The organism is Thioclava sp. JE_KL1 (genome assembly GCF_009296265.1).
Classification (GTDB): Bacteria; Pseudomonadota; Alphaproteobacteria; order Rhodobacterales; family Rhodobacteraceae; genus Thioclava.
This window is the reverse complement of the sequence record NZ_WBJS01000002.1, coordinates 16,228-39,315: the sequence shown is the minus strand read 5'-3', so window position 1 is coordinate 39,315 and position 23,088 is coordinate 16,228. Positions and strand designations below refer to the sequence as shown.

The window sequence follows — 23,088 nt, the reverse complement described above, 5'->3', positions numbered from 1 at the left end:
CGAATGAGCCCACCCGCCCTCAAGGAAAAGCGTGCTGGATCAGACGGCGAACATCAGCAGCAGCGCGACGAGGAACGAGAAGATCCCGAGCGCTTCTGCGAAGGCGATGCCGATGAAGAGGGTCGCGGTCTGGCCAGCGGCCGCCGAGGGGTTGCGCAGTGCGCCCGACAGGAAGTTGCCGGCAACGTTGCCCACACCGATAGCCGAGCCGCCCATGCCCATGCAGGCCAGACCAGCGCCGATGTAAGCACCCATTTGAACGATATTGCCTTCCATTGTCGTAACTCCTTGAGGTTGGAAGTGGCAGAAATTTGGTGAACTGGTTCGATCCGTTATCCGGTCAGTGTGCCGGGTGAAGCGCGTCGCGCAGATAGACGCAGGTCAGGATCGTGAAGACATAGGCCTGGATGAAGGCCACGAGAACTTCGAGCCCGTACATCGCGGTGATCGCGAGGATCGACAGCGGGGTGACGGCGATGCCGACGCCCGAGAACAGGATCAGCGGCGCGAAGGCGGCGAACACTTTCATAACCGCGTGGCCAGCCATCATGTTGCCCGCAAGACGAATGGAGTGGCTGACGGGGCGCACGAAGTAGGAGATGATCTCGATGATCGCGAGGATCGGGCGCAGCGCAAGCGGCGCCGAGGCCACCCAGAACAGGCTCAGGAAGCCCGCGCCGTTCTTGACGAAACCGATCACGGTCACCGCAACGAACACGGCGATCGCCAGCAGACCGGTCACAGCGATATGCGAGGTCGTGGTGAAGCCGCGCGGCAGCAGGCCGAGGAAGTTCGAGAAGACGATGAACAGGAAGACCGTGAAGATATAGGGGAAGAACTTCAGCGCGTCCTTGCCCGCCACGTCTTCGACCATCTTGTGAATGAAGCCGTAGGACAGCTCCGCGATCGACTGGGCGCGCGAGGGCACCACGGCGCGGCCGCGGGTGCCGATGACGAGCATGAAGAAGATCGCCAGAACGGCGATCGCCATCCACAGCGTCGCATTGGTCGGCGTGTACCAGTGAACCGGGCCATCGCCGAAGAGGGGCTTAACGATAAACTGATCCATCGGGTGGAAGGTCAGTTCACTGCGCATTTCCTGTTCAAGAGTTGCCACGGTCGTCTTCCTCTTCATCGGCCATGTCGGCCGCACGCTCTTCGTTCATTTCCTTGGCCGAGCGAAGCATCACCTTCACACCGGCCGCGAGCCCGAGAAGCGTGAACAGCACCATCATCCAAGGCATCGTGCCCATAAGCACATCCAGCCCGTATCCGATGCCGAAGCCGATCCCCAGCCCCGAAACCATTTCGATCACCATACGCCAGGCCATATTCGCCTGGGACAGATGATGATCGGCACGTTGCGGAGGCGGTTCTTGCGTCTTTCTCACTGCCGCAAGCTTCTTCTCAAGCGCGGCGAGGCGCTCGGGATCGGGCTCGTCGGAGCGGTGATCAGGCATGGTTCGGCCCCCACTCAGGTCTCAGCCGTGATAGCCGTGGCCCCCGCCTGAGTCAATTCCGTATAGACCTCCGAAAGCGCCTCGCAACCTATTGATCTGTAACGATTTTGAAAATAGGCCTCAAATTCGCGCCGCGCCAAGCTCACGCGAATGCGAGCAATCGCATATTCAACCGATCGGTTGACGTTTATCGCGGACCGCCCCATCAAGGAGCGATGCTACCGCCGCCCACCCCTTCTCTCGATGCGATCTTCGCCGCGCTCGCCGATCCCACCCGGCGGACAATCCTGACGATGCTGCTCGAAGACGACATGGCGGTGACCGACGTGGCCGAGCCCTTCGAGATGTCGCTGGCGGCCGTCTCCAAGCACCTTGCGATCCTGACCAATGCCGGGCTGATCTCTCAGGAGAAACGCGGCCGGGTGAAATGGTGCAAGCTGGAGCCGCTCGCGATGTCCGCCGCCACGACATGGATCCAGGGATTCGGTCAGTTCGAACCGCTGGATTTCGATGCGTTCGAGAAATTCCTCGAAGCTGAACTGGCGCAGATCGAGATCAAACCGGAGGAAACCCGGCCGGTGGAGAATGGGCAAAGCGACGCGCCGCCCGGCAGCGCGTCGCAGCACGATTAAATCGAGCCCGCCTCGACCATGTAGTTGTTCGCCGTGCACATCGCCGCATCGTCCGAGGCGAGGAACAGCACCATCCGCGCGACATATTCCGGCTGGATCAGATCGGGCAGGCATTGGTTGCGACGATGCTCCTCCAGCGCCTCGGGCGTAGCCCAGAGCGTTTTCTGCCGATCCGTCATGATCCAGCCCGGCACGACCGTGTTGACCCGGATGCGATGCCCGCCCAATTCGCGTGCCATCGTGCGGGTCAGCCCGTGCACCGCCGCTTTCGCCGTCGCATAGGCCGGAAAGCCGCTGCCGGCCTCCCACCACGAATTCGACCCCATATTGATGATCGACCCCGCCCCTTTCGAGATCATGTCCGGCGCAACCGACTGGATCGCGAAGAACATGTGGCGCAGGTTCGTGTGCTGGCGCTCGTCCCAATATTCGGCATCGATCTCGCGCCAGTCGTGGCGGTCGTCGCGCGCGGCATTGTTCACCAGCACGTCCGCCGGGCCAATCTTCTCGCGCAGTCGGCCCAGCGCCTCTTTCATGGCGGCGATGTCGCGCAGGTCGCACAGCTCGTAATCGACGCCGAACCGTTTCGCGACCGCCGCGCTCCCCTCGGCATCGCGGTCGAGAAACCCGACCTTCGCCCCTTGCGCGGCGAAGCCTTCGACGATCAGCGCCCCGATCCCCGAGGCGCCCCCGGTCACGATTACGGATTTGCCCTTCAGGCTCGGATAAGTCGCGAATTCCGGCATCTGCTCCTCCTCTTTTCGCGGCGAGCATCGCGCCCAACGTCACGACTGTCCAGACGGCGGCGACAGGGCCTACGTCACAAATCCTTCGCCCCGGCGTCAGCGGGCTGTCACAGCCCGGGGTATTATGACGCCCGGAGCCCCGAGCCGACGACCCGCCGCGCGACGCGGCACCTCGCCCTCAGGGCCTTCGTCATATCAAGTCACCTTTGGGGGTACATATGCCACGCCTTTCCCGTTCGTTCACGCTGTCCGCAGCGCTCACCGCTGCCCTTCTCTCGACCGCGCTGGTGGCTCCTGCCCATGCGCAATCCGCCTCCGACGCGGGCGTTCTGAAGGTCGCGCTCTGGGGCGACGAGTTCTACAGCAAGGATCCCGAGGAGAAGGCGAACTGGATCGACCAGACCGTCGCCTCGATGAACGATCACAACCTCGACTTCACGATCTTCGCCGGCGACACCAAGAGCGGCAGCAGCGAATGCACCGATCAGGCGATCGGTGCGGACGTGCAGGCGATCTTCAACCGCCTCGACATGCCGACGCTCTACGCCCTCGGCGACAATGAATGGGTCGACTGCCACCGGACCAACAACGGCAGCTACGACCCGGTCGAGCGGCTCTCCTACCTGCGCAAGACCTTCTTCGATGCGGCGAAGTCGCAGGGCTCGAACCCGATCGACGTCGAACGTCAGGGCGCTCCGGGCGAAGCCTACAGCGAGAACAGCCGTTTCGAGCGAAACAAAGTGATGTTCGTCGCCCTCAACGTGCCGGGCAGCAACAACAACCTTGTTGCGACCGACAAGCAATGCACCAAGAAGTCCGACCGCACGCAGGCCGACTGCGATGCCGCGACCGCGGAATACGAGGCGCGCAACCCGAAGAACGTGCAATGGCTCAAGGAGTCCTTCGCGAAGGCGCGCGAGAATAGCGACGCGGGCATCCTGATCGACATTCAAGCCGACATTTTCTTCCCGTTCGAGCTGAGCGACGGCGGCTACGAAGACGATTTCCTGCCGACCCTCGACGACAAGAACGGCTTCACCGATTTCTACATGACCCTCGTCGACGAGACGCATAACTTCGACGGTCAGGTCCTGCTGGTCCACGGCGACTCGCATTACTTCAAAGTCGACAAGCCGATGCTCCAACCCGATGGTCGCAGCACCGCGAATTTCACCCGCGTCGAGGTCTTCGGCAGCAGCGACAACAGCTGGGTCGAGATGACGGTCGATCCGAAATCCGATGGCGTGTTCTCGTACCAGCCCGTGGTGCTGAAACAGTAAGCCGCGCCTATCGTGGGAGATTGTCGGGTCTCCGGCAGCTCACACCAACCTTCAAGATACGGGCGGCGTTTCTTCCGTCGCCCGTGCTCCTATTACTGCCACAACGACGCGACGCGTCGCACCGCAACGAAAAAGGCCACCCCCTATGGAGCGGCCCTGATCTTTCGCGATGGCGACAACTTACTTGCGTTTGTCGTCCTCATCCTCGTCGTCATCATCCTCGGGCAGGTTGAAGAAGCTGTCCGCGTCCGAGTAATCGGCGTTATCCGCGGCGTCGTCCTCTTCCTCGTTCTCCTGCTTGAGATCGGAGGAGGAGAAGTTCTCCAGACCGGCGATGCCGGAGGGCAGGCGCGGCTCGTCGGGCATGCCCAGCGACTGCTCGGTCGAGACCAGCTTGCGACGCTCGTCATCGCTCATCACGCCTTCGGCGGCGGCTTTCTTCGCGGCCTTCTGCACTTCGATATCCAGTTCCGACTGGCGGCACAGACCCAACGCGACCGGATCGATCGGGGTCATGTTCTGGATGTTCCAGTGCGTGCGCTCGCGGATCGACTGGATCGTGGGCTTGGTGGTGCCGACGAGACGCGCGATCTGCGCATCGGCCAGTTCCGGGTGGAACTTCACCAGCCACAGGATCGCGTTCGGACGGTCCTGACGCTTCGACAGCGGCGTGTAGCGCGGGCCGCGACGCTTGTCCTCGCCGACGGCAGCTTTGTTGAACTTCAGCTTGAGCTTGTGCATCGGGTCTTTCTCGGCCTTGTCGATCTCTTCCTGATCGAGCTGGCTCGAGGCGACCGGATCGAAGCCCTTCACGCCGGTTGCGACGTCACCATCGGCGATGCCCTGCACTTCCAACTCGTGCAGGCCACAGAAATCCGCGATCTGCTTGAAGCTGAGCGTCGTATTGTCCACCAGCCACACGGCGGTGGCCTTTGCCATCAGGGGCTTGTTCGTCATTGCAGCCATCCTTTACATATCTCTCCCGGGCCGAGAAATCGGCTGCGGCGCGGGAATTCCCTGCCGCGGTCCATTTCTGGAAGGGGAATTGCCGCCCCATATAGTCAATCGCGCGTCGGGAGAAAAGAGAAAATGACTCGTTTGGGCCTTCTGGCCGCAGCCCTGCTTGCGCTTTCGACCGCCGCCCTGCCCGCCCATGCCGAAGGTGAGCGCGCGGGCGATTTCGACTATTACGTCCTCTCGCTCAGCTGGTCGCCCACTTGGTGCGCCCTGACCGGCGACGCGCGCAACTCACCGCAATGCGATCCGAAGCACGATCATTCTTTCGTGCTGCACGGGCTTTGGCCGCAATACGAACGTGGATGGCCCAGCTTTTGCCGCACGCCGCATCGCGATCCCTCGCGCCAGCAGACCGCCGCGATGGAAGATCTGACCGGCGCGCCGGGGCTGGCCTGGTACGAGTGGAAAAAACACGGGCGCTGCTCGGGCCTGCCGGCCGCGGACTATTTCGCGCTGGAACGCGAAGCCTATGCGAGCATCGAAATCCCGGACGTGCTGGCCAATCTCGACCGCGACGTGCGACTGCCCGCGAAGGTGGTGGAGCAGGCGTTTCTGGAGGCCAATCCCGGCCTCGATGCCGACGAGATCACCATCACCTGCAAATCGGGCCGCATTCAGGAGGCCCGCATCTGCCTGACCAAGGCTCTCGAGCCGCGCAAATGCGGCTCCGATACGATCCGCGATTGCAGCCTGCGGGATGCCCTGATGGAAAAGGTGCGCTGAGGGATCAGTCCTCGAGCGGCGGCTGGCGATCTTCCAACGTGGGCAGCTTGTGGCGCGCGGCGACGTCGTGGCTGTGGTCTTCCTCGGCCTCGCCCGCGGCGCAAATCCACGCCTTGGCCTGATCCAATTCGCTCAAGCGGAACAGCTTGACCGTGCCGGGGATCATCGGCGCGAAGGCCTGCACGCCCCAGCGGATCCAGTCGACATCGCTGACCAGCGCCACCGCGGCGAAATCGCCCAGATGCGACAGGCCCAGCTTGGTGTCGTCCCATGCCGCTTTCGCGGTGTAGCCGTCGAATGCGTCGCCGATGATATAGAGCAGCTTCACCTTGCCCTCGGCGGCGATCTTGGCCTCCACCGCCGGGATCAGATGCTGCTCGTAAGCCTCCGCGCCGATCGTGCCCTTGGCCTCGAATGCCAGCACATCGGCCGGATACCCATCCAGAAATTCAAAGCGTCCTTCGCTCATGACCGCCTCCCCTCGTTGGTTCGCGCGCGCCGCAATGATACACCCGGCGCGCGCGTGACGAAAGTTCAGCCGCCCGCAACTTCCAACACGATCTTGCCAATATGCTGGCTCGTCTCCATCCGCTCATGGGCTTTTGCGGCCTCGGCCAGCGGGAAAGTGTTGTCATGGATCACGCGCAGCTTGCCCGAATTGATCATCGGCCAGACATTGGCGCGCAACTGCCGCGCAATCTCGGCCTTGGCCGCATCCGATTGCGGGCGCAGCGTGGCCCCGGTGATCGTAAGGCGCTTCACCATGACCTGCGCGAAGTTGATCTCGGCCTTGGGTCCACCGAGGAAGGCGATGAAGACGAGGCGCGCGTCATTGGCCATCGCCTTGATATTGCGCGCGATATAGTCGCCACCCACCATGTCGAGCACGAGGTTCGCGCCGCCTTCGGCCTTCAGCACATCGACGAAATCGCCCGTCTTGTAGTTGATCGCCGTCGCGCCAAGCTCTTCGCAGACCGCGCATTTCTCGGGGCTACCGGCAGTGGTGAACACCCGCGCGCCCAGCGCCGTCGCGATCTGGATCGCGGTCGTGCCGATCCCGGAAGAGCCGCCATGCACCAAGAAGCGCTCGCCCGCCTGCAAGCCGCCGCGCATCACCATGGTCGACCAGACGGTGAAGCAGGTCTCGGGCAGGCAGGCCGCCGATTTCAGATCGAGCCCCGCGGGCACGGGCAGCGCATGTTCCGCCGGACAGGTCACATACTCGGCATAGCCGCCACCGGGCAGCAGCGCGCAGACCTGATCGCCCACGTCCCAGTCCGTGACGCCCGGCCCGATCGCCGCGACCCGGCCCGAGCATTCCAGCCCCGGTAGATCCGACGCGCCCGGCGGCGGGTTGTAGGCGCCTGCACGTTGCAGCGCATCGGGGCGGTTCACCCCGGCATAGGCCACCTCGATCAGGATCTCCCCATGACCCGCAACCGGCACGGCGCGGGTGACTTCCGTCAGCACCTCCGGCGCGCCATGTTCGGAAATCTCGACGCAGCGCATCTCGGTCGGCATCTCGACAGGTTTCATCAATGCGCCTCCCGGCCCGGCATGTCGTCAGTGCCTTTTGGCGCACGGATGCCGCCAAGAAGCTTCGGCAGGAAAGGCAGCTTCATCGCCGCACCCTTCACCTTTTCGAACTGCATCACATCCTCGATCCGGCGATCGAGGAAGGCCCAGGTGTCGGCCTTGCCCTCGCTCTCATCGCCCATCCAGTAGAGCACGGTCGAGCTATAGACCCCCGAAAGCGTCATCCGTTTCGTGTACCAGTTGTAATCCTCGCTGACGTCGCCGAGCGCGCGCCAGATCTTGTCCGAGGTCTCCCAGATCAGCTTCGAGCCGGTCGTGGCATTCTGCGGCAGTGCGAAGATCGCGGCCCCGCGGCGCACCAGTTCCGGATCGGCCTCTTCCAGACGGAAGCGCACGGCGGTCGCGATCCGGTCGCGGAACTTCATCCCCGACAGATCGGCCTCTTCCAGACGCTTGAGCATTTCGGCATCGCCCTCGCGGTGATAGGCCACCGCGAGATCGACGGCGCCGCGCGGACACACGACCCGCGCCAGCCCCGGATCGAGCCCCAGATCGGAGACCGCGAGCTTGAAGGCAGGCTCGGACCAGCCGTCGAAAGGCACATGCGGCTTGATCGCCGCCAACAGCTCGGATCGCGTGCGGTCCATATCGAGATGGTCGTTTTTCATCGCGTTTCCTCTCTCAGCTTTGGCGGTAGACAAACCGCCTTTTGGTGACTATATGGAGCGCTCCTGCAAGCAACTGCAACTCTAACTTAGGAAGGTGGTGACACCACATGCAGGTCAGCGTTCGCGACAACAACGTCGAACAGGCGCTCCGTGCTCTGAAGAAAAAGCTTCAGCGCGAGGGTGTGTTCCGCGAAATGAAGCTAAAGCAGCATTTCGAGAAACCCTCGGTCAAAAAAGCGCGCGAGAAAGCCGAAGCCGTCCGCCGTGCCCGTAAACTGGCACGTAAGAAGGCTCAGCGCGAAGGCGCGCTCTAAGCGCACCGCTCCGCGTCTGAAAAGGCGCCTGAAAATGCTGGCGGGCTTGCCCGCACCGATGACCCCCGAGGCTTGGCCGCGGGGGTTTTTGGTTTCTGGAAGACACCTTCGCAAGAAAGCACGGCCGCCGCCGCTTTGATCTTGCCTAAAGCGCCGCGCCCCCTACCCTAGCGCCAGCACTTCGTTCTGGCGGGAACCGCTTTCACATGTCCGATATCCGGCCAGTCCTGCATCTCTTCGGCCTGATCCTTACAGTCCTCGGGATAACAATGCTGGTGCCCGCGGCAATGGACCTCAGCGACCACAATCCGAACTGGCAGGAATTCTTCGAGGCAGCGGTCGAGACCGCGCTGATCGGGATGGTTCTCTCGCTCGCGACCCGAACCAAAAGCGCGAACGGGCTCAACACGCGGCAAGCTTATCTGCTCACGGCGGCGATCTGGCTCGGCCTGCCGATCTTCGCGGCCCTGCCCTTCATCGAAGGTGCGCCGCACGCGACATGGACCAACGCCTATTTCGAGGCCGCCTCGGGCATCACCACCACCGGCTACACCGTCTTCGAACATCTCGACACGTTGCCGCGCGGCGTGGTGCTGTGGCGCGGGATGCTGAACTGGTTCGGCGGGCTCGGAATCGCCTTCGTCGCGATGATCTTCCTGCCGGTGCTGCGGATCGGCGGGATGCGCTATTTTCAGGCCGAAGGGTTCGACACGCTGGGCAAGGTCATGCCGCGCGCCCATAACATCGCGCGCTCCCTGCTCTGGGTCTATGTTTCGCTGACGCTGGCCTGCGCGATCAGCTATGCCGCCGCCGGCATGAGCTCCTTCGACGCGATCTGCTACGCGATGGCGACGATCGCGACGGGCGGCTTCGGAACGCATGACAGCTCCTTCGCGAGCTTCTCGCCGGGCGCGCAATATGCGGGCGTCATCTTCATGCTGGGCTCGGCCCTGCCCTTCATCCGCTATGTCCAACTTGGCCGAGGCGACCTGCGCCCGTTCTGGGACGACCCGCAAATCCACGCCTTCCTTCGCTGGTTCGCGCTAGCGCTCGCGGCGCTCCTGATCTGGCTCTACACTCACGCGCCCGACGGGATCGAACCCACCTTCCGCTCCGCCGCCTTCAACCTGTCCTCGATCATGACCGGCACCGGCTTCGGCACCGCCAATGTCGCGAATTGGGGAAGCTTCGCGATGGTTCTGGCCTATTGGGTCGGGCTGATCGGCGGCTGCACCGGGTCCAGCTCGGGCGCGCTGTCGGTCTTCCGTTGGCAAGCGCTCGGCGCGGTGATCCGCGCCGCCGTGCGCCGGTTGCAGATGCCGCATCGTGTCCTGCAACCGCGCCTCGGCGACAAGCTGCTGGAGGAGGACGTGCTCTCCTCCCTCATCCTCTATTTCACCGGCTACATGCTGACGCTCGGGCTGATCTCGGTCGGGATCTCGATGACCGGCGCGGATTTCGTGTCGGCGCTCTTCGCGACATGGGGCGCACTCGGCAATATCGGCTATGGGGTCGGCCCGCTGACCGATCGCACCGGCACGATGATCGACTTCAGCGACGCCGCGACCTGGCTACTGACCCTCGCGATGCTGCTGGGCCGGATCGGGATGCTCGCGATCCTCGTCGTGTTCCTGCCGCGCTTCTGGCGGGCCTGAGCCTCAGACCGGCATCGCCGTGGTCGAGACCACGCATTTGAGCGAAAAGCTCGACTGAATCTGCGCCACGCCCGGAATATTGGCGAGCTTCGCCCGGTGCAGCCGCGCGAAATCCTCGGCATCGGCGGCCACCACTTTCAGCAGGTAATCCGCAGCCCCCGCCATCAGATGACATTCGAGCACTTCCGGCACCTGCTTCACGCCCTTCTCGAACGCGTCGAGCACCTCGTCGGCCTGACTCGACAGTTTGATCTCGACATAGACCGTCGTGGTCCGCCCCAGCTTGCGCGGGTTCAGCAGGGCAACGTAATCGCGGATATAGCCCTCCTCCTCCAGCCGCTGCACCCGGCGATGGCAGGCCGAAGCCGACAGGTTCACCCGCTCGCTCAGCTCGGCATTGGAGATTCGCCCCTGCCGCTGCAAAACCTCCAGCAGCCGACGATCTGTCGCGTCCAGCTTGTCGCTCATGCAATATCCTGCCGATCTTTGCGCATTTCATCGAAGATACGAGCGACCCACCCCATCCACAACCGGCAAATTGGCAAAGCACTTGCTTGTGACGGAGCGCATACTGGGGGCAGGACGTTTCCATTTTTTGGAGGAGGACACGCGATGAAGATCGGAACGGTGCGCGAGATCAAGGCGCAGGAATTCCGCGTCGGGCTGACCCCGGCTGCGGCACAAGAAGCGGTCGCCCATGGCCACGAGGTGCTGGTCGAGACCGGCGCAGGTCAGGGCGCGGGCTTCACCGACAGCGATTACGAGGCGGCCGGTGCGAAAATCCTCGGCGATGCCGCGGATGTGTTCGCCCAGGCCGAGATGATCGTGAAAGTGAAAGAGCCGCAGGCCTCGGAGCGCGCGATGCTGCGCGAGGGCCAGCTTCTCTTCACCTATCTGCATCTGGCCGCCGACCCGGCGCAGACCCATGATCTGATGAAATCGGGCGCGACCTGCATCGCCTACGAGACGGTGACCGCGAAAGACGGCACCCTGCCGCTGCTCGCACCGATGTCTGAGGTGGCCGGTCGCCTCGCGCCGCAGATGGGCGCCTGGACCCTGCAGAAAGCCAATGGCGGACGCGGTGTGCTGATGGGCGGCGTGCCCGGCGTGTCGCCCGCGAAGGTCGTCGTGATCGGTGGCGGCGTCGTGGGCACCAACGCCGCGCGCGTAGCTGCCGGGATGGGCGCGGACGTGACGGTGCTCGACAAGTCGCTGCCGCGTCTGCGCTATCTCGATGACACGTTCGGCGGCACCTTCCGCACCGCCTATGCTTCGAAGGCCGAGACCGAAGCGCTGGTTGCAGCTTCCGATCTGGTGATTGGCGCGGTGCTGATCCCCGGGGCCGCCGCCCCGAAACTGGTGACCCGCGAGATGCTGAAGACGATGAAGCCCGGCGCGGCGATCGTCGATGTCGCAATCGATCAGGGCGGCTGCGTCGAGACCTCGCACCCCACGACCCATGACGACCCGATCTACGAGGTCGAGGGCGTGATGCATTACTGCGTGGCAAACATGCCCGGCGCGGTCGCGCGCACCGCAACCCTCGCCCTGTCGAACGCGACGCAGCCTTTCCTGCTGGCGCTGGCCGACAAGGGATGGGAACGCGCCTGCGCCGAGGATCCGCATCTGGCCGCGGGCCTCAATGTCCATGCGGGCAAGGTGACCTACAAGGCTGTGGCCGAAGCGCTCGACCTGCCGCTCGATGCGCCGGACGCGGTGAAGCACGCAGCCGAATAAGGGCCGCCCTGCCCCACGAACGAAACGGCCCGGAGCTTTGCCCCGGGCCGTTCTCATATCTGCCGGCGACGTCTGCCTGAGACGCCCCGCGCCGTCACTTCCGAAGCGCGTCGCGGATCTCGAGCAGCACGTCGAGTTGGCTCGGCCCGGTTTCCACCGCGGGCGCGACATCGTCGGGCTTCTCCGCCGCGGCCTTCACGCGGTTGACCATCTTCACCAGCATGAAGACGACGAAGGCGATGATGAGGAAGTTGATCACTGCCATCACGAAGGCGCCATAGGCGAAGATGGACGCCCCCGATTTGCGCGCCTCTTCGAGGCTTGCCCCCGCGGGAACTTCACCGGAGAGCACGGCATAATTATTGGTGAAATCGACCCCGCCCGTGAACAGGCCGATGATCGGGTTTATGATGTCGCCGACTAGCGACGTGACGATCGCGGTGAAGGCCGCGCCGATGATGATGCCAACCGCCATGTCCATGACATTGCCCTTGGCGATGAAATCCTTGAATTCCTGAATCATTTCAGACCCTCTTTCCGATGCGCCTTTTGCGCAGCAACAGGCTAGCACGATCTTCGGGTCTGCATAGTCTCCAACGCAGGGCACAGCGGGCCGTATCAAGACGGCATCGCGGCTCAGCAAAGTCTACGGCGCGCATCCTCGACAAGGCGGCGGGCGACCTGAGCCGCCGTGGTCCCCGTATCACCGCCGCGGCGAGGCGAGAGAGGCGATGCGACCGGCAAGGCCGCGAAGCCGTCGCTGAGACGTGCGCGCGCCTCCTGCCGGGCGATATCGGCGATAGCTTCCGCATCGAAACGCAGCGCCTGCTGGATCTGGTCCGCCGCGTCCTCGCACGGCCCGGCCCCGGCGCGGCTACACGCCCAGGCACAGCCGAAATGATCGGGCATCTGAGAAATATTGCGCAGGCGGCGTTGTGCGGCGCGGATGCGCTCGCAGGCCGCATCGCGCTGATCGGCGCGCAGGGAAAGCTCCAGCGGCAAGGTCTCTGCCAGAGTCGCGCGCTCTTCCTGCAGCCCTTCGGCCGCTGCGTGCAGGGCCGCTGCCGTGTCCGGCTCGGCCGCCTCCGCATCCTCAAAGCAACCCGAAATCATCTCGTCCAGAAACGCGACCCGGTGACGTGCGATCAGGTCGGCCGCCTCGGCGAAGGCGAGATCGGAGACCGCCTGCCGCAACTCTTCCAACGCGCGGTCGACGGCGCAATCGCCCGGCCCGTGCAGCGCAGTCAACGCACGCTGTTCAAGCGCTATCGACGTAGCTCCGTATTCCTGTCCAACCATGGCGGCATCCCTTTCTGGTAACCGCATCAGGCTGGCACAACGGAATGAACGAAAGGTGAACTCTCATTCGCCTTTCGCCGCCGCATCTAAATTTCAGAGATTTATCAGTCGTTTGACCGAAGCGCCTTCGTGAGGGCCGGGAACATTTCGGCATTCGACGCGATCACCGAGCCCGATTCGAGAACGCCACGACCTTCGCGCACGGCTTCCACGAAACCGCCCGCTTCCTTCACGAGGAGCATGCCCGCAGCCACGTCCCACGCGTTCAGCCCGCGCTCCCAATAGCCCTCGTAGCGACCCGCCGCGACATAGGCCAGATCGAGCGAGGCCGCGCCCCAGCGCCGGACGCCCGCGCATTGCGGCATCAGCTTGGCAAGGTCCTTCAGTGTCGCCGGAAGCGTCGATTTGCCGCCGAAGGGCACGCCGGTCGCGAAGACCGATTCGATCATCTTGTGACGGCCCGAAACCCGCAGACGGGTGTCGTTCATGAAAGCGCCGAGGCCCTTCTCGGCGAAATACATCTCGTCTTTCGCGGCGTCGAAGACCACGGCTGCGATGATTTCGCCCTTATGCTCCAGCGCGATCGAGATCGCCCAATGCGGCAGGCCGTGCAGGAAGTTGGTGGTGCCGTCGAGCGGGTCGACGATCCAGCGGCGCGTCGGGTCGTCGCCCGCCTCTTCGCCGGTTTCCTCGCCGATCCAGCCATAGGAGGGGCGCGCCCCGCGCAGCTCGTCCTTGATGATCTTCTCGGATTCGCGGTCGGCCTTCGAGACGAAATCGCCCGGGCCCTTCGAGGAGACCTGAAGGTTCTCGACCTCGCGGAAATCCTTGACCAGCGAGCGGCCTGCCTTGCGGGCGGCCTTGATCATCAGGTTGAGGTTTGCGCTGCCTTGCATCTCTGGGCTCCTTCGCGTTTCAAGCGGTCGCCTTACAGGGGTTGCGTGGAAAATCCAAGACCTTTGGCGCGTCAGGCAAACTGAGGAGGGGCTTTGCCCCGCTTGCAGCGCGAGTCCCCGGGATATTTCGGTCGAGAAGAAGGCTCAGGCGCGTTGCAGCTTCACCGGCTCGGTGCGCGCAAGCCGCAGGAAATGCGCCATGAAGGGCTGGGTGGCATCCTCGGAGCGCGTCGCGGCATAGAGCCGCTTGGTCAGCCCGTGTTCCGTCACCGGCTTGGTGATGTAATCGGGTTGGTATTTCACCTCGCGCAGCACCCAGTCGGGCAGCACCGCCACGCCGCGATTCGAGGCGACCAGCATCAGGATCACCGCCGTCAGCTCCACCTGCCGCACGGCTTTCGGTTCGACCCGGGCAGGCGTCAAAAGCTGCGTGAAGATATCCGAGCGGCCCCGGTCGATCGGATAGGTGATCAGCGTCTGATCCGCGAAATCCTGCGCCTCGATATAGGGTTTCGCGGCCAGCGGCGAATTCGCGGCGGCGATAAAGGTCGGCGCATAGTCGAAGAGCGGGTTGAAGGTGATGCCGTCGATCTTCTCGGGATCCGACGAGATCACCAGATCGACCTCTTCGCGGCTCAGCGCGGGCAAGGCGTTGAAGGCCAGACCGGGCCGGATATCCACGTCGATATCGGGCCAGGCGTGACGGAAGCGCTCCAGCACCGGGAACAGCCAGTCGAAACAGGCGTGACACTCGATCGCGATATGCAAGCGGCCCGCACGGCCTGACCGCAGCGCGTCGAACTCGGCCTCTGTCGCGGCGATCTCGGGCAGGATGCGTTCGGCCAGCCGCAGCAGTTTCTGCCCCGCCGCCGACAGCTTCAGCGGTTTCGAGCGGCGCACGAACAGCTCCACCCCGGTCTGATCTTCCAGCCCTTTGATTTGGTGCGATAGCGCGGATTGTGTTATGTGCAGCACGTCCGCTGCCTTCGCGAGCCCCCCGGCATCGTGAATCGCCTTGATTGTGCGCAGGTGACGGAACTCGAGATGCATCTTGTTGTTACACTCATAACGATTTTGAAGATTATGAGTTTGTCTCACAAAGCCCGATCTGGCACAAGAGAGCGAACGAAAGGACAGATTCCCATGACGACGCCCAAGGTCAGCTTCGAATTTTTCCCGCCGAAGACGCTCGATGCGTCGTTCCGGCTGTGGGAAACCGCGCAGGTTCTGGCACCGCTGAAACCCGAGTTCACCTCCGTGACCTACGGGGCGGGTGGCACAACGCGCAAGCTGACCCATGAGGCGGTCGGCACGATCCACAAGAATTACGGCCTCAATGTCGCCGCCCACCTGACCTGCGTGGAAGCGACCAAGGCCGAGACGATGGAGATCGTGGACGCCTATGCCGAAGTGGGCGTAACAGAGATCGTGGCGCTGCGGGGCGATCCGCCGCAGGGCGCCAAGCATTTCACGCCGCATCCCGAGGGCTTCGCCTCTTCGGTCGAGCTGATCGAGGCGCTGGCCGAGGATGGCCGCTTCACGATCCGCGCGGGCGCCTATCCCGAGCCGCATCCCGACGCCGCCGACAATATGGCCGACGTGCGCTGGCTCAAGCGCAAGGTCGAGGCGGGCGCGACCTCGGCGATCACGCAGTTCTTCTTCGAGCCCGAGACCTTCTTCCGCTTCCGCGACGCCTGCGAGCGCGAAGGGATCGACGCGAAGATCATCCCCGGCATCCTGCCGATCCAGTCGTGGAAAGGCGCCAAGAAATTCGCGCAAAGCTGCGGCACCTCGATCCCCGCATGGGTCGAGGAAGCCTTCGAGGCCGCGATCCGCGACGGGCGCGAGCATCTTCTGGCGACCGCGCTGTGCACCGAGCTGTGCGACAAGCTGATCGAGGGCGGCGTGGAAGACCTGCATTTCTACACGCTCAACCGCCCCGGCCTGACCCGCGACGTCTGCCACGCGCTGGGTGTGACGCCCGATACGGTGCTGGAGAAAGTGGCCTGAAAGGGTCGCGACACGGATTGAACGGAGGGGCCCGGCTGGGCCCCTTTTCTTTTACGGTGGCGAGGCACTGCCCGCCCTCCCCCACAAGACGCTCAGGAAATCCCAACCCTCGTGATACTCTTGACCTTACGGAAGCTAGCTCAAATCTGCCGACGAGATCGCGCCGATGGCTGACTTCCGTTTCAGGGAGGAAAAACAATGGGACGTTTCGTCATCACAGGGAGTTTCTCGCCGCAGGCCTTGAAGGGCTTTATGGACAGCCCGACCGACCGATGGGGCACCATCGACGCTTTGATCAAAGCGGCTGGCGGGAAAATGGAGACCTACTACATCACCACTGGCCCGAGTGATTTCCTGATCATCGCCACGGTCGACGACGTAAAGAAGGTGCTGCCGGCCATCATGGTCGCTGCGGGTTCGGGGGCGGTGTCGAAGGTGCAGACGCAGGAGGCCTTCACGACCGCCGACTTCAAGGAGATGCAGGAGGCTGCAGCCGGCATCCGTTCGAACTTCGTGCCTCCGGGCAGCTGAAACCACTTCGGCCGCGAGCCGACACCTACCTCCCCTTTCCTTTCCGCGTGGCGACGATAGCTTAGGGCCGACCCGGAAAAGGAACCAAAGATGCCCGACCAGTATTTTGCCGAAGGACCCGACGATTTCCTCCCGCTTGAGGAGGTCCTATCGATGTCGGGGCTAGACTACGTGCGCAAGATGGTCACGGGCGACGTCCCCTCCCCCACCGTGCAGAAGCTGATGGCCTACCGGATCACCGAGGCCGAGGAGGGCCGCGTCACCTGTCGCGGCACGCCTGGGCACCCGCAGACCAATGGCTATGGCGGCATTCACGGCGGCTGGTATGCGATGATGCTCGATACGGTGATGACCTGCTCGGTGATCACCGGGCTGAAGAAGGGCCAGACGCAGACGACGCTCGAATTCAAGGTGAACCTGATCCGCGCGATCAAGCCCGGCACCGAGGTGATCGGCGTGGGCCAGCTCGATCATATCGGGCGGTCAACCGGCGTCGCGCGGGGTGAGATCCGGGGCGCCGAGGATGGACGCCTCTACGCGACCGGCACCGCCACCTGTTTCGTCATGACGCCCGAGGCCTGAGGCCGGCGCGGAGTCGCGCGCGAGGCGGCGGATTTCGGGGCGCAGGATGCGCGGTCGGAAAATCGCGCGCGAGCCTTCGGGCAAGACGACGCTTTCATGCAGCCCTTCGGAAGGGTCGCGGCCCACGACACGCGGCGCGCGCAACCAGAACAGCTTGCCCCAGCCAGTCCACGTGCCGACCGAGGGCGCATTCGGATCGCGCGGAAACTCCGCCTGCCAGCCGGGCGGCAGGCTCAGGCCCAGCGACTCGGCGCGTTCCAGCATCCACACGAGCGGAATATTGGCGAGCGGGCGGGCATCGCCGAAATGGCCCAGCATCCCGCCGATATCGCCATGCGCGCCGCGAAACCAGCGCTGCTCGATACGGGTCGCGGGAGGCTCTGCCTCCGAAGCCCCCTCATCGCTTTCCCACACCAGCGGCTCCAGCACCGAGCGCCGCTCGTCGATCGCGAGCGCCTGAAACCCGTGGCGCACATGATCGCTCAGGTGGTGGTCGTGAAACCGCACGCGCTCTTCGCTGACGATCCAGAAGAACGGCACGCGAATGCCCAGCGCCTGCACCGTGTCTAAGGCGCCGACCATCTCGATCTCGACATTCTCGTGGCATAGGCTGTTGCGGAAGCTTTGCAAGATGTCCGTGGGGGTCTCTTCCTCGTAATGGCGCCAGGCGAGGCGGGTGTTCCGCTCGATCGCATGTTCCGGACGCAGCAGCCCTATCCGCCCGATCATCCCTGCCAGCGAGCGCGCCGCGAAAGCGCCCCGAGAATAGCCGATCAGGAAAATCCGGTCGCCCGGACGGTAGCGCATCGCGAGCCAGCCATAGGCGCGTGAAATCTGCTGGTTCACGCCCCAGCCGAACCACACGTCCGACATGTCGTGCCAGTCCCGCCAGCGCAGCCCGCGCCCGTAATAGACCGACACTTTCGGCGCGGCCCGGCGCAGGAAGCGATAGATCAGCCCGATCGAGGTGAGGCGATCAGCGCGCAGCGAGCCGAGCGTCCCGTCGAGCAGCACGACATGATCCACCGGCCCGCGGCCTGCACCTGCTGCCGCACGCGCCTCGGCCCGTTCCGGGCTGCGGCGACGCAGGGCAGAGATCACACGCTCGAAGAGACCGCGCATATCAGCGCTCCTCAGATAAGTTGGGCTTATACTATCCAATGTAGGATAAGTTTCTCTTATCTTCAGGGGCAATCGCGGCAGTTTGTTGACCCGATCGTGCCCGCCGCGCTTTTTGGACCGGCGCGCACGGGGTTTTCCTTGTCGCCTGCGCGGGCTAAACAGCCCTCAAGCCGAGCCAAGGATGCCTGACATGACGATGGACAAGACTTTCGATGCCGCGAGCGCCGAGCCGCGGATCTACGCGAAATGGGAAGAGGCCGGAGCCTTCAAGGCCGGGGCCAACGCGTCGCGCGACGAGACCTTCTGCGTGATGATCCCGCCGCCCAACGTGACGGGCGCGCTGCATGTGGGCCACGCCTTCAACAACACCGTGCAGGATATCCTCGTGCGCTGGCACCGGATGCGCGGGTTCGACACGCTCTGGCAGCCGGGTCAGGACCATGCGGGCATCGCGACCCAGCTGATGGTCGAAAAGGAACTGGCCAAGACCCAGCAGCCCAAGCGGGTGGAGCTGGGCCGCGAGAAATTCCTCGAGAAGGTCTGGGAATGGAAGGGCGAATACGGCTCGACCATCATCAACCAGCTCAAGCGTCTGGGGTCGAGCTGCGACTGGTCGCGCAACGCCTTTACGATGTCGGGTGCGCCCGGTGCGCCGGAAGGCAACGAGGGCAATTTCCATGACGCGGTGATCAAGGCCTTCGTCGACATGTACGAGAAGGGCCTGATCTATCGCGGCAAGCGGCTGGTGAACTGGGACCCCCATTTCGAGACCGCGATCTCGGATCTGGAAGTGGAGAATATCGAAGTCGCCGGTCACATGTGGCACTTCAAATACCCGCTCGCAGGCGGCGAGACCTATACCTATGTCGAGAAGGACGAGGACGGGAATGTCCTCTTCACCGAAGAGCGCGACTACATCTCGATCGCGACCACCCGTCCCGAGACGATGCTGGGCGATGGCGCGGTTGCGGTGCATCCCTCGGATGAGCGTTACGCGCCGATCGTCGGCAAGCTTTGCGAGATTCCGGTGGGCCCGAAAGAGCATCGCCGCCTGATCCCGATCATCACCGATCAATATCCGGACCCGGACTTCGGCTCGGGCGCGGTGAAGATCACCGGCGCGCATGACTTCAACGACTACATGGTCGCCAAGCGCGGTGGCATTCCGATGTATCGCCTGATGGACACCAAGGGCGCGATGCGCGCCGACGGGCTGTCCTATGAGGAATGCGCGGCCCGTGCGATGGACATCTCGAAAGGCGCGGAGTTCACCGAGGCCGAAATCGATGCGCTCAACCTCGTGCCCGAGGAACTGCGCGGGCTCGACCGGTTCGAGGCGCGTGAAGCCGTGATCCGTCAGATCACCGACGAGGGCCTCGCGGTGACGATCACGAAGACCGTCACCGACGAAGACGGCAACGAGACGGAGACCACCGTTCCTTACGTCGAAGACAAGCCGATCATGCAGCCCTTCGGCGACCGCTCGAAAGTGGTGATCGAGCCGATGCTGACCGATCAGTGGTTCGTCGATGCCGAGAAGATCGTCGGCAAGGCGCTGGATGCGGTGCGTAACGGCGACACCGTGATCATGCCGGAAGCTGGCGAGAAGACCTATTTCCACTGGCTGGAAAACATCGAGCCGTGGTGCATCTCGCGCCAGCTCTGGTGGGGCCACCAGATTCCGGTCTGGTACGGTCTGGACATGGAAGCGCCCGACTTCCGCGATGACGAGGGCGACGGCACGATCGACCTGGTGGAGATGGGCCGCCTGCTCGTCGAGACCAAGATGGTCCATCGCGACGACCGCTATCACTGCGCCTCCGATTTCGAGAGCGTCATCGGCTGGTTCAAGGCGCAGAATGCCGAGCTGCCGACACCGCTCAACGCCGCGCGCATCGTCGAGGTCGAAGACCGCCACAAGGCGATCGAAGTGCTGGCCGCGAGCCTCGCGCAATACGAGATGACCGAGGACCCGACGCAGCTCGTCTACCCGGTCTGGCGCGATGCGGATGTGCTCGACACCTGGTTCTCGTCGGGCCTCTGGCCGATCGGCACGCTCGGCTGGCCCGAGGATACCGAGGAGATGCGCAAGTATTTCCCGACCGATGTCCTCGTGACCGGCTTCGACATCCTGTTCTTCTGGGTGGCGCGGATGATGATGATGCAGCTGGCCGTCATGGATCAGGTGCCCTTCCACACCGTCTACCTGCACCAGCTCGTCCGCGACGAGAAGGGCAAGAAGATGTCGAAGACGACGGGCAACGTGATCGACCCGCTCGAGATCATCGACGCTTACGGCGCGGATGCGCTGCGCTTCACCAATACCGCGATGGCGGCGATGGGCGGCGTGCTGAAGCTGTCCGAGGAGCGCATCAAGGGTTACCGGAACTTCGGCACGAAGATCTGGAACGCGACGCGCTTCGCCGAGATGAACGGCGTGTTCGAAGGGCCGGTCGTGACCGAGATCCCGCAGCCCACACACACGGTGAACCGCTGGATCATCGGCGAGACCGCGAAGATCCGCGAGCAGGTGGACGAGGCCTTCGCCGCCTATCGCTTCAACGACGCGGCACTGGGGCTTTACGGCTTCGTCTGGGGCAAGGTCTGCGACTGGTATGTCGAATTCGCCAAGCCTCTGTTCGATGGCGAGCATGCGGAGGAAACCCGCGCCACGATGCGCTGGGTGCTCGACCAGTGCTACACGCTGCTGCACCCGATCATGCCCTTCATCACCGAAGAGCTCTGGGAGCTGACCGCACCGCAGGGCGATCGCGCGAAGATGCTCGTCCATGCCGACTGGCCGGATTACAAAGCCGCCGATCTGGTGGACGAGGCCGCCGACCGCGAGATGAACTGGGTGATCGAACTGATCGAGGCGATCCGCTCCTCGCGCACCCAGATGGGCGTACCGGTGGGTCTGAAACTGCCGATGGTTCTGGCCGAAGCCGATGACTCCGCGCGCGCAGCCCTCGCCAATAACGAGGCGCTGATCTTCAAGCTGGCGCGCATCGAGAGCATCACCGAGGCACCGATCCCGAAAGGCGCGATCTCGATCCCGGCGCAGGGCGCGCTGTTCGGGCTACCGCTGGAAGGCGTGATCGACATCGCCAAGGAGAAGGCGCGTCTGGAGAAGGCTCTGGGCAAGATGGAGAAGGAAATCGGCGGCATGAAGGGCCGTCTGAACAATCCGAAATTCATCGCCAATGCCGATCCCGAGGTGGTCGTGGAAACCCGCGAGAACCTCGCCCGCGCCGAGGAAGAGGCCGAGAAGGTCCGTCAGGCCGTGGCGCGTCTGGCCGAGATGGGCTGAAGAACCGGCACGGCCCAAACAGTGTTTAGGGCCGCGCCCGACCCTTGGGTGGGCGCTTCAGGACATATGTGGTCATCGCTTTATCTCGAAAGCCCGCAAGTCACCCGTGCCCGCGCTGGCATCGCCAATGCGCCCTCCCGGGGGGAGGGTCGGGCGCGGCCCGGGGCTGGTCGCCCCGCGCCATGAGCTGAGCGGAGACCTTACTCCGACACTTCCTTCATCGTGAAGGCCACGCCCGAGGCGACCACGCAGATCCCCGCATAGACGATCAGCACCATTTCCGGCCCCGCCATCGCCAGCGCCGAACTTGCCGCCCCGAAGGCCAGCAGCATCACCCCCACGGTCGTGTTCGACACCGCCGTATAGGCCGCGCGGTCATCCCTGGGCGACATGTCCACCAGATAGGTCGAGCGGCCCAGCCGCACCCCCTGATAGCCGATCATCAGCCCGAACAGCGCCACCGGAGAGGCCCAGATCGTGCCCATCAGCCCCGACCAGCCCAGTACCACCGCCAGCGCCAGAAACGCGGCTGCGACCAACCCGGTGAAGATCAGCACCTTGCGCGAGGAGCGATCCGCCAGCCGACCCCAGATATAGGAGCTCACCAGCGAGGCCAGCGCCGAGGCCAGCACCATCGCCCCCAGCGCCCCGAACCGGTTATCGCCCGCCTGCGCCGCGAGCAGCACGATATAGGGCGGCGCCAGCGCGGTCGGCAGCAGCAGCACCCGCGCGATCACGAACTTGCCCAGATCGGCGTCCTTCCACAGCAGGCTCAGCTCGGACAGGCCGATGCTAGCCTTGTCTTCGCCCGGCTGGTCTTCTTCCGTTAGCGTCGAGAACAGCGCCGCCGCCGCGACCCAGAGCACGGCCGCCAGCGAGATCGCTCCGATCACGAGGCTCATCCGCTCCACCATGCCGGTCATCAGGATGATTGCGAACAGGATCACCCCGGCGGCTGAGACGCTCGTGGCGATCCCGGTCGTCGTGCCGCGCCGCGTCCGGTCCACGGTCTTTCCCAGCACATCCTTGTAGCTCACCGAGGACAGCGAGCGCGCAATGGCCAGCACGCCCAGCGCAACCAGCATCGCAAGCCCCGCAGCCATCCCCTGCATCGTCAGTGCGATCACCACGATCGCCGCCGCGGCCAGCCCCTGGATCAAGCTCCCCGCCGCCCAGGCCCATTTGCGCTGCGGCATCTGGCGCACATGCGGCGCGGTAAAAAGCTGCGGCAGGAGCGAGCCCGCCTCGCGCACCGGCACCAGCCAGCTGACCAGCGCTGCGGGCGCGCCCACCGCCTGCATCAGCCAGCTCAGCACCAGTTTCGGATCGATCAGCCCGTCGGCGAGCTTCGTCATCGACAACGAGCCGACATGGCGCAGGAAACTGCCGGGTTCGTGCTCGGCGGCGCGCTCGCTCAACTCCTTCACATTTCCCGGGCGGTCCCCTGTCAGCGTCTCGAACAGTGAGGTGGAGAAAGAAGTGTCGCTGGCGCTCATCGGCTGGCTTCCCAAACATATGTGATTTTTAAAGATTACGCCGGGACAAGCCTTTAGCCTAGTCCCCGGTTCCG

General features: G+C 64.0%; 25 protein-coding genes. 10 read left to right on the top strand and 15 right to left on the bottom strand.

Annotated features, from left to right (window positions below):
* Positions 1–39: 39 nt before the first annotated feature.
* From F8R15_RS02950 to F8R15_RS02940, 3 genes are all read right to left on the bottom strand, one after another.
* Positions 40–276, bottom strand: coding sequence for a F0F1 ATP synthase subunit C (locus F8R15_RS02950; RefSeq protein ID WP_038144344.1), 237 nt, complete (start codon positions 274–276; stop codon positions 40–42).
* A 64-nt stretch (positions 277–340) separates the two neighbouring features.
* Positions 341–1,096: a F0F1 ATP synthase subunit A gene (locus tag F8R15_RS02945; protein WP_093476999.1), complete on the bottom strand. Its 756-nt coding sequence runs from the start codon at positions 1,094–1,096 to the stop codon at positions 341–343.
* A gap of 7 nt (positions 1,097–1,103) precedes the next feature.
* Positions 1,104–1,460, bottom strand: coding sequence for an AtpZ/AtpI family protein (locus tag F8R15_RS02940; protein WP_078522460.1), 357 nt, complete (start codon positions 1,458–1,460; stop codon positions 1,104–1,106).
* A 215-nt stretch (positions 1,461–1,675) separates the two neighbouring features.
* Here F8R15_RS02940 and F8R15_RS02935 point away from each other — a divergent pair, with 215 nt between their 5' ends.
* Complete coding sequence (locus F8R15_RS02935; RefSeq protein ID WP_152843457.1) at positions 1,676–2,092, top strand: helix-turn-helix transcriptional regulator; 417 nt, start codon at positions 1,676–1,678, stop codon at positions 2,090–2,092.
* Here F8R15_RS02935 and F8R15_RS02930 read toward each other — a convergent pair.
* Positions 2,089–2,838 (bottom strand): SDR family NAD(P)-dependent oxidoreductase, encoded by a 750-nt coding sequence (locus F8R15_RS02930; RefSeq protein WP_152843455.1) that lies wholly within the window; start codon positions 2,836–2,838, stop codon positions 2,089–2,091. The two genes, F8R15_RS02935 and F8R15_RS02930, sit on opposite strands and share 4 nt — an antisense overlap.
* 218 nt (positions 2,839–3,056) lie before the next feature.
* Here F8R15_RS02930 and F8R15_RS02925 point away from each other — a divergent pair, with 218 nt between their 5' ends.
* On the top strand, positions 3,057–4,118 hold the full coding sequence (locus tag F8R15_RS02925) for a hypothetical protein (protein ID WP_216644102.1): 1,062 nt from the start codon (positions 3,057–3,059) through the stop codon (positions 4,116–4,118).
* A 180-nt stretch (positions 4,119–4,298) separates the two neighbouring features.
* Here the strand turns inward: F8R15_RS02925 and F8R15_RS02920 are convergent, their stop codons facing one another.
* A complete protein-coding gene (locus F8R15_RS02920) occupies positions 4,299–5,075 on the bottom strand; it encodes a DUF1013 domain-containing protein (protein ID WP_152843453.1) in 777 nt (258 codons plus the stop codon).
* A gap of 132 nt (positions 5,076–5,207) precedes the next feature.
* On the opposite strand from F8R15_RS02920, the gene F8R15_RS02915 reads away from it, so the two are divergent.
* Positions 5,208–5,858 carry a ribonuclease T2 gene (locus tag F8R15_RS02915; RefSeq protein WP_152843451.1) on the top strand — a complete coding sequence of 217 codons (651 nt, stop codon included), beginning with the start codon at positions 5,208–5,210 and terminating at the stop codon, positions 5,856–5,858.
* A 4-nt stretch (positions 5,859–5,862) separates the two neighbouring features.
* Here F8R15_RS02915 and F8R15_RS02910 read toward each other — a convergent pair whose 3' ends face one another.
* The 3 genes from F8R15_RS02910 to F8R15_RS02900 all read right to left on the bottom strand — a co-directional run bounded on the left by F8R15_RS02910 (position 5,863) and on the right by F8R15_RS02900 (position 8,062).
* Entirely contained in the window at positions 5,863–6,327 is a 465-nt protein-coding gene (locus tag F8R15_RS02910) for an STAS/SEC14 domain-containing protein (RefSeq protein WP_152843449.1), read from the bottom strand.
* Positions 6,328–6,392: 65 nt separating this feature from the next.
* Positions 6,393–7,379 (bottom strand): NAD(P)H-quinone oxidoreductase, encoded by a 987-nt coding sequence (locus tag F8R15_RS02905; protein WP_152843841.1) that lies wholly within the window; start codon positions 7,377–7,379, stop codon positions 6,393–6,395.
* 14 nt (positions 7,380–7,393) lie between these two features.
* The gene (locus tag F8R15_RS02900) at positions 7,394–8,062 is read right to left on the bottom strand and encodes a COQ9 family protein (RefSeq protein WP_152843447.1); all 669 of its coding nucleotides are present in this window, start codon (positions 8,060–8,062) and stop codon (positions 7,394–7,396) included.
* Positions 8,063–8,169: 107 nt separating this feature from the next.
* Here F8R15_RS02900 and rpsU point away from each other — a divergent pair, with 107 nt between their 5' ends.
* On the top strand, positions 8,170–8,376 hold the full coding sequence (gene rpsU / locus F8R15_RS02895) for a 30S ribosomal protein S21 (protein WP_011748553.1): 207 nt from the start codon (positions 8,170–8,172) through the stop codon (positions 8,374–8,376).
* 206 nt (positions 8,377–8,582) lie between these two features.
* Positions 8,583–10,031, top strand: coding sequence for a TrkH family potassium uptake protein (locus F8R15_RS02890; RefSeq protein WP_152843445.1), 1,449 nt, complete (start codon positions 8,583–8,585; stop codon positions 10,029–10,031).
* A gap of 3 nt (positions 10,032–10,034) precedes the next feature.
* Here the strand turns inward: F8R15_RS02890 and F8R15_RS02885 are convergent, their stop codons facing one another.
* The gene (locus F8R15_RS02885; RefSeq protein ID WP_078522451.1) at positions 10,035–10,499 is read right to left on the bottom strand and encodes an Lrp/AsnC family transcriptional regulator; all 465 of its coding nucleotides are present in this window, start codon (positions 10,497–10,499) and stop codon (positions 10,035–10,037) included.
* A gap of 144 nt (positions 10,500–10,643) precedes the next feature.
* Between F8R15_RS02885 and ald the strand changes: the two genes are divergently transcribed.
* Entirely contained in the window at positions 10,644–11,768 is a 1,125-nt protein-coding gene (ald, locus tag F8R15_RS02880) for an alanine dehydrogenase (protein ID WP_078522450.1), read from the top strand.
* 94 nt (positions 11,769–11,862) lie between these two features.
* Here ald and mscL read toward each other — a convergent pair whose 3' ends face one another.
* The 4 genes from mscL to F8R15_RS02860 all read right to left on the bottom strand — a co-directional run bounded on the left by mscL (position 11,863) and on the right by F8R15_RS02860 (position 15,013).
* Positions 11,863–12,291, bottom strand: coding sequence for a large conductance mechanosensitive channel protein MscL (gene mscL / locus F8R15_RS02875; RefSeq protein ID WP_078569774.1), 429 nt, complete (start codon positions 12,289–12,291; stop codon positions 11,863–11,865).
* 113 nt (positions 12,292–12,404) lie between these two features.
* On the bottom strand, positions 12,405–13,067 hold the full coding sequence (locus F8R15_RS02870; protein WP_152843443.1) for a hypothetical protein: 663 nt from the start codon (positions 13,065–13,067) through the stop codon (positions 12,405–12,407).
* A gap of 104 nt (positions 13,068–13,171) precedes the next feature.
* Entirely contained in the window at positions 13,172–13,963 is a 792-nt protein-coding gene (locus F8R15_RS02865) for an inositol monophosphatase family protein (protein ID WP_078522447.1), read from the bottom strand.
* A 144-nt stretch (positions 13,964–14,107) separates the two neighbouring features.
* Positions 14,108–15,013, bottom strand: a complete 906-nt coding sequence (locus F8R15_RS02860; RefSeq protein WP_152843441.1) for a LysR family transcriptional regulator — start codon at positions 15,011–15,013, stop codon at positions 14,108–14,110.
* 93 nt (positions 15,014–15,106) lie between these two features.
* Here F8R15_RS02860 and metF point away from each other — a divergent pair, with 93 nt between their 5' ends.
* From metF to F8R15_RS02845, 3 genes are all read left to right on the top strand, one after another.
* The gene (metF, locus tag F8R15_RS02855) at positions 15,107–15,973 is read left to right on the top strand and encodes a methylenetetrahydrofolate reductase [NAD(P)H] (RefSeq protein WP_078549102.1); all 867 of its coding nucleotides are present in this window, start codon (positions 15,107–15,109) and stop codon (positions 15,971–15,973) included.
* Between the two features lie 198 nt (positions 15,974–16,171).
* Positions 16,172–16,504 (top strand): GYD domain-containing protein, encoded by a 333-nt coding sequence (locus tag F8R15_RS02850; RefSeq protein WP_152843439.1) that lies wholly within the window; start codon positions 16,172–16,174, stop codon positions 16,502–16,504.
* A gap of 90 nt (positions 16,505–16,594) precedes the next feature.
* The gene (locus F8R15_RS02845; protein ID WP_152843437.1) at positions 16,595–17,086 is read left to right on the top strand and encodes a PaaI family thioesterase; all 492 of its coding nucleotides are present in this window, start codon (positions 16,595–16,597) and stop codon (positions 17,084–17,086) included.
* Here the strand turns inward: F8R15_RS02845 and F8R15_RS02840 are convergent.
* Positions 16,988–18,208: a DUF2235 domain-containing protein gene (locus F8R15_RS02840; RefSeq protein WP_152843436.1), complete on the bottom strand. Its 1,221-nt coding sequence runs from the start codon at positions 18,206–18,208 to the stop codon at positions 16,988–16,990. The two genes, F8R15_RS02845 and F8R15_RS02840, sit on opposite strands and share 99 nt — an antisense overlap.
* A gap of 190 nt (positions 18,209–18,398) precedes the next feature.
* On the opposite strand from F8R15_RS02840, the gene F8R15_RS02835 reads away from it, so the two are divergent.
* Positions 18,399–21,518, top strand: coding sequence for a valine--tRNA ligase (locus F8R15_RS02835; protein ID WP_152843434.1), 3,120 nt, complete (start codon positions 18,399–18,401; stop codon positions 21,516–21,518).
* Positions 21,519–21,718: 200 nt separating this feature from the next.
* Here the strand turns inward: F8R15_RS02835 and F8R15_RS02830 are convergent, their stop codons facing one another.
* The gene (locus F8R15_RS02830) at positions 21,719–23,014 is read right to left on the bottom strand and encodes an MFS transporter (protein ID WP_152843432.1); all 1,296 of its coding nucleotides are present in this window, start codon (positions 23,012–23,014) and stop codon (positions 21,719–21,721) included.
* Positions 23,015–23,088: the final 74 nt, after the last annotated feature.

Coding starts and splice junctions, on each gene's coding strand:
- F8R15_RS02920 (WP_152843453.1), bottom strand. CDS start 5,075: ATGACGAACAAGCCCCTGATGGCAAAGGCCACCGCCGTGTGGCTGGTG.
- F8R15_RS02890 (WP_152843445.1), top strand. CDS start 8,583: ATGTCCGATATCCGGCCAGTCCTGCATCTCTTCGGCCTGATCCTTACA.
- F8R15_RS02870 (WP_152843443.1), bottom strand. CDS start 13,067: ATGGTTGGACAGGAATACGGAGCTACGTCGATAGCGCTTGAACAGCGT.
- ald (WP_078522450.1), top strand. CDS start 10,644: ATGAAGATCGGAACGGTGCGCGAGATCAAGGCGCAGGAATTCCGCGTC.
- F8R15_RS02865 (WP_078522447.1), bottom strand. CDS start 13,963: ATGCAAGGCAGCGCAAACCTCAACCTGATGATCAAGGCCGCCCGCAAG.
- F8R15_RS02950 (WP_038144344.1), bottom strand. CDS start 276: ATGGAAGGCAATATCGTTCAAATGGGTGCTTACATCGGCGCTGGTCTG.
- F8R15_RS02850 (WP_152843439.1), top strand. CDS start 16,172: ATGGGACGTTTCGTCATCACAGGGAGTTTCTCGCCGCAGGCCTTGAAG.
- F8R15_RS02835 (WP_152843434.1), top strand. CDS start 18,399: ATGACGATGGACAAGACTTTCGATGCCGCGAGCGCCGAGCCGCGGATC.
- F8R15_RS02830 (WP_152843432.1), bottom strand. CDS start 23,014: ATGAGCGCCAGCGACACTTCTTTCTCCACCTCACTGTTCGAGACGCTG.
- metF (WP_078549102.1), top strand. CDS start 15,107: ATGACGACGCCCAAGGTCAGCTTCGAATTTTTCCCGCCGAAGACGCTC.
- F8R15_RS02860 (WP_152843441.1), bottom strand. CDS start 15,013: ATGCATCTCGAGTTCCGTCACCTGCGCACAATCAAGGCGATTCACGAT.
- mscL (WP_078569774.1), bottom strand. CDS start 12,291: ATGATTCAGGAATTCAAGGATTTCATCGCCAAGGGCAATGTCATGGAC.
- F8R15_RS02840 (WP_152843436.1), bottom strand. CDS start 18,208: ATGCGCGGTCTCTTCGAGCGTGTGATCTCTGCCCTGCGTCGCCGCAGC.
- F8R15_RS02885 (WP_078522451.1), bottom strand. CDS start 10,499: ATGAGCGACAAGCTGGACGCGACAGATCGTCGGCTGCTGGAGGTTTTG.
- F8R15_RS02900 (WP_152843447.1), bottom strand. CDS start 8,062: ATGAAAAACGACCATCTCGATATGGACCGCACGCGATCCGAGCTGTTG.
- F8R15_RS02940 (WP_078522460.1), bottom strand. CDS start 1,460: ATGCCTGATCACCGCTCCGACGAGCCCGATCCCGAGCGCCTCGCCGCG.
- rpsU (WP_011748553.1), top strand. CDS start 8,170: ATGCAGGTCAGCGTTCGCGACAACAACGTCGAACAGGCGCTCCGTGCT.
- F8R15_RS02935 (WP_152843457.1), top strand. CDS start 1,676: ATGCTACCGCCGCCCACCCCTTCTCTCGATGCGATCTTCGCCGCGCTC.
- F8R15_RS02915 (WP_152843451.1), top strand. CDS start 5,208: ATGACTCGTTTGGGCCTTCTGGCCGCAGCCCTGCTTGCGCTTTCGACC.
- F8R15_RS02930 (WP_152843455.1), bottom strand. CDS start 2,838: ATGCCGGAATTCGCGACTTATCCGAGCCTGAAGGGCAAATCCGTAATC.
- F8R15_RS02910 (WP_152843449.1), bottom strand. CDS start 6,327: ATGAGCGAAGGACGCTTTGAATTTCTGGATGGGTATCCGGCCGATGTG.
- F8R15_RS02925 (WP_216644102.1), top strand. CDS start 3,057: ATGCCACGCCTTTCCCGTTCGTTCACGCTGTCCGCAGCGCTCACCGCT.
- F8R15_RS02905 (WP_152843841.1), bottom strand. CDS start 7,379: ATGCCGACCGAGATGCGCTGCGTCGAGATTTCCGAACATGGCGCGCCG.
- F8R15_RS02945 (WP_093476999.1), bottom strand. CDS start 1,096: ATGCGCAGTGAACTGACCTTCCACCCGATGGATCAGTTTATCGTTAAG.
- F8R15_RS02845 (WP_152843437.1), top strand. CDS start 16,595: ATGCCCGACCAGTATTTTGCCGAAGGACCCGACGATTTCCTCCCGCTT.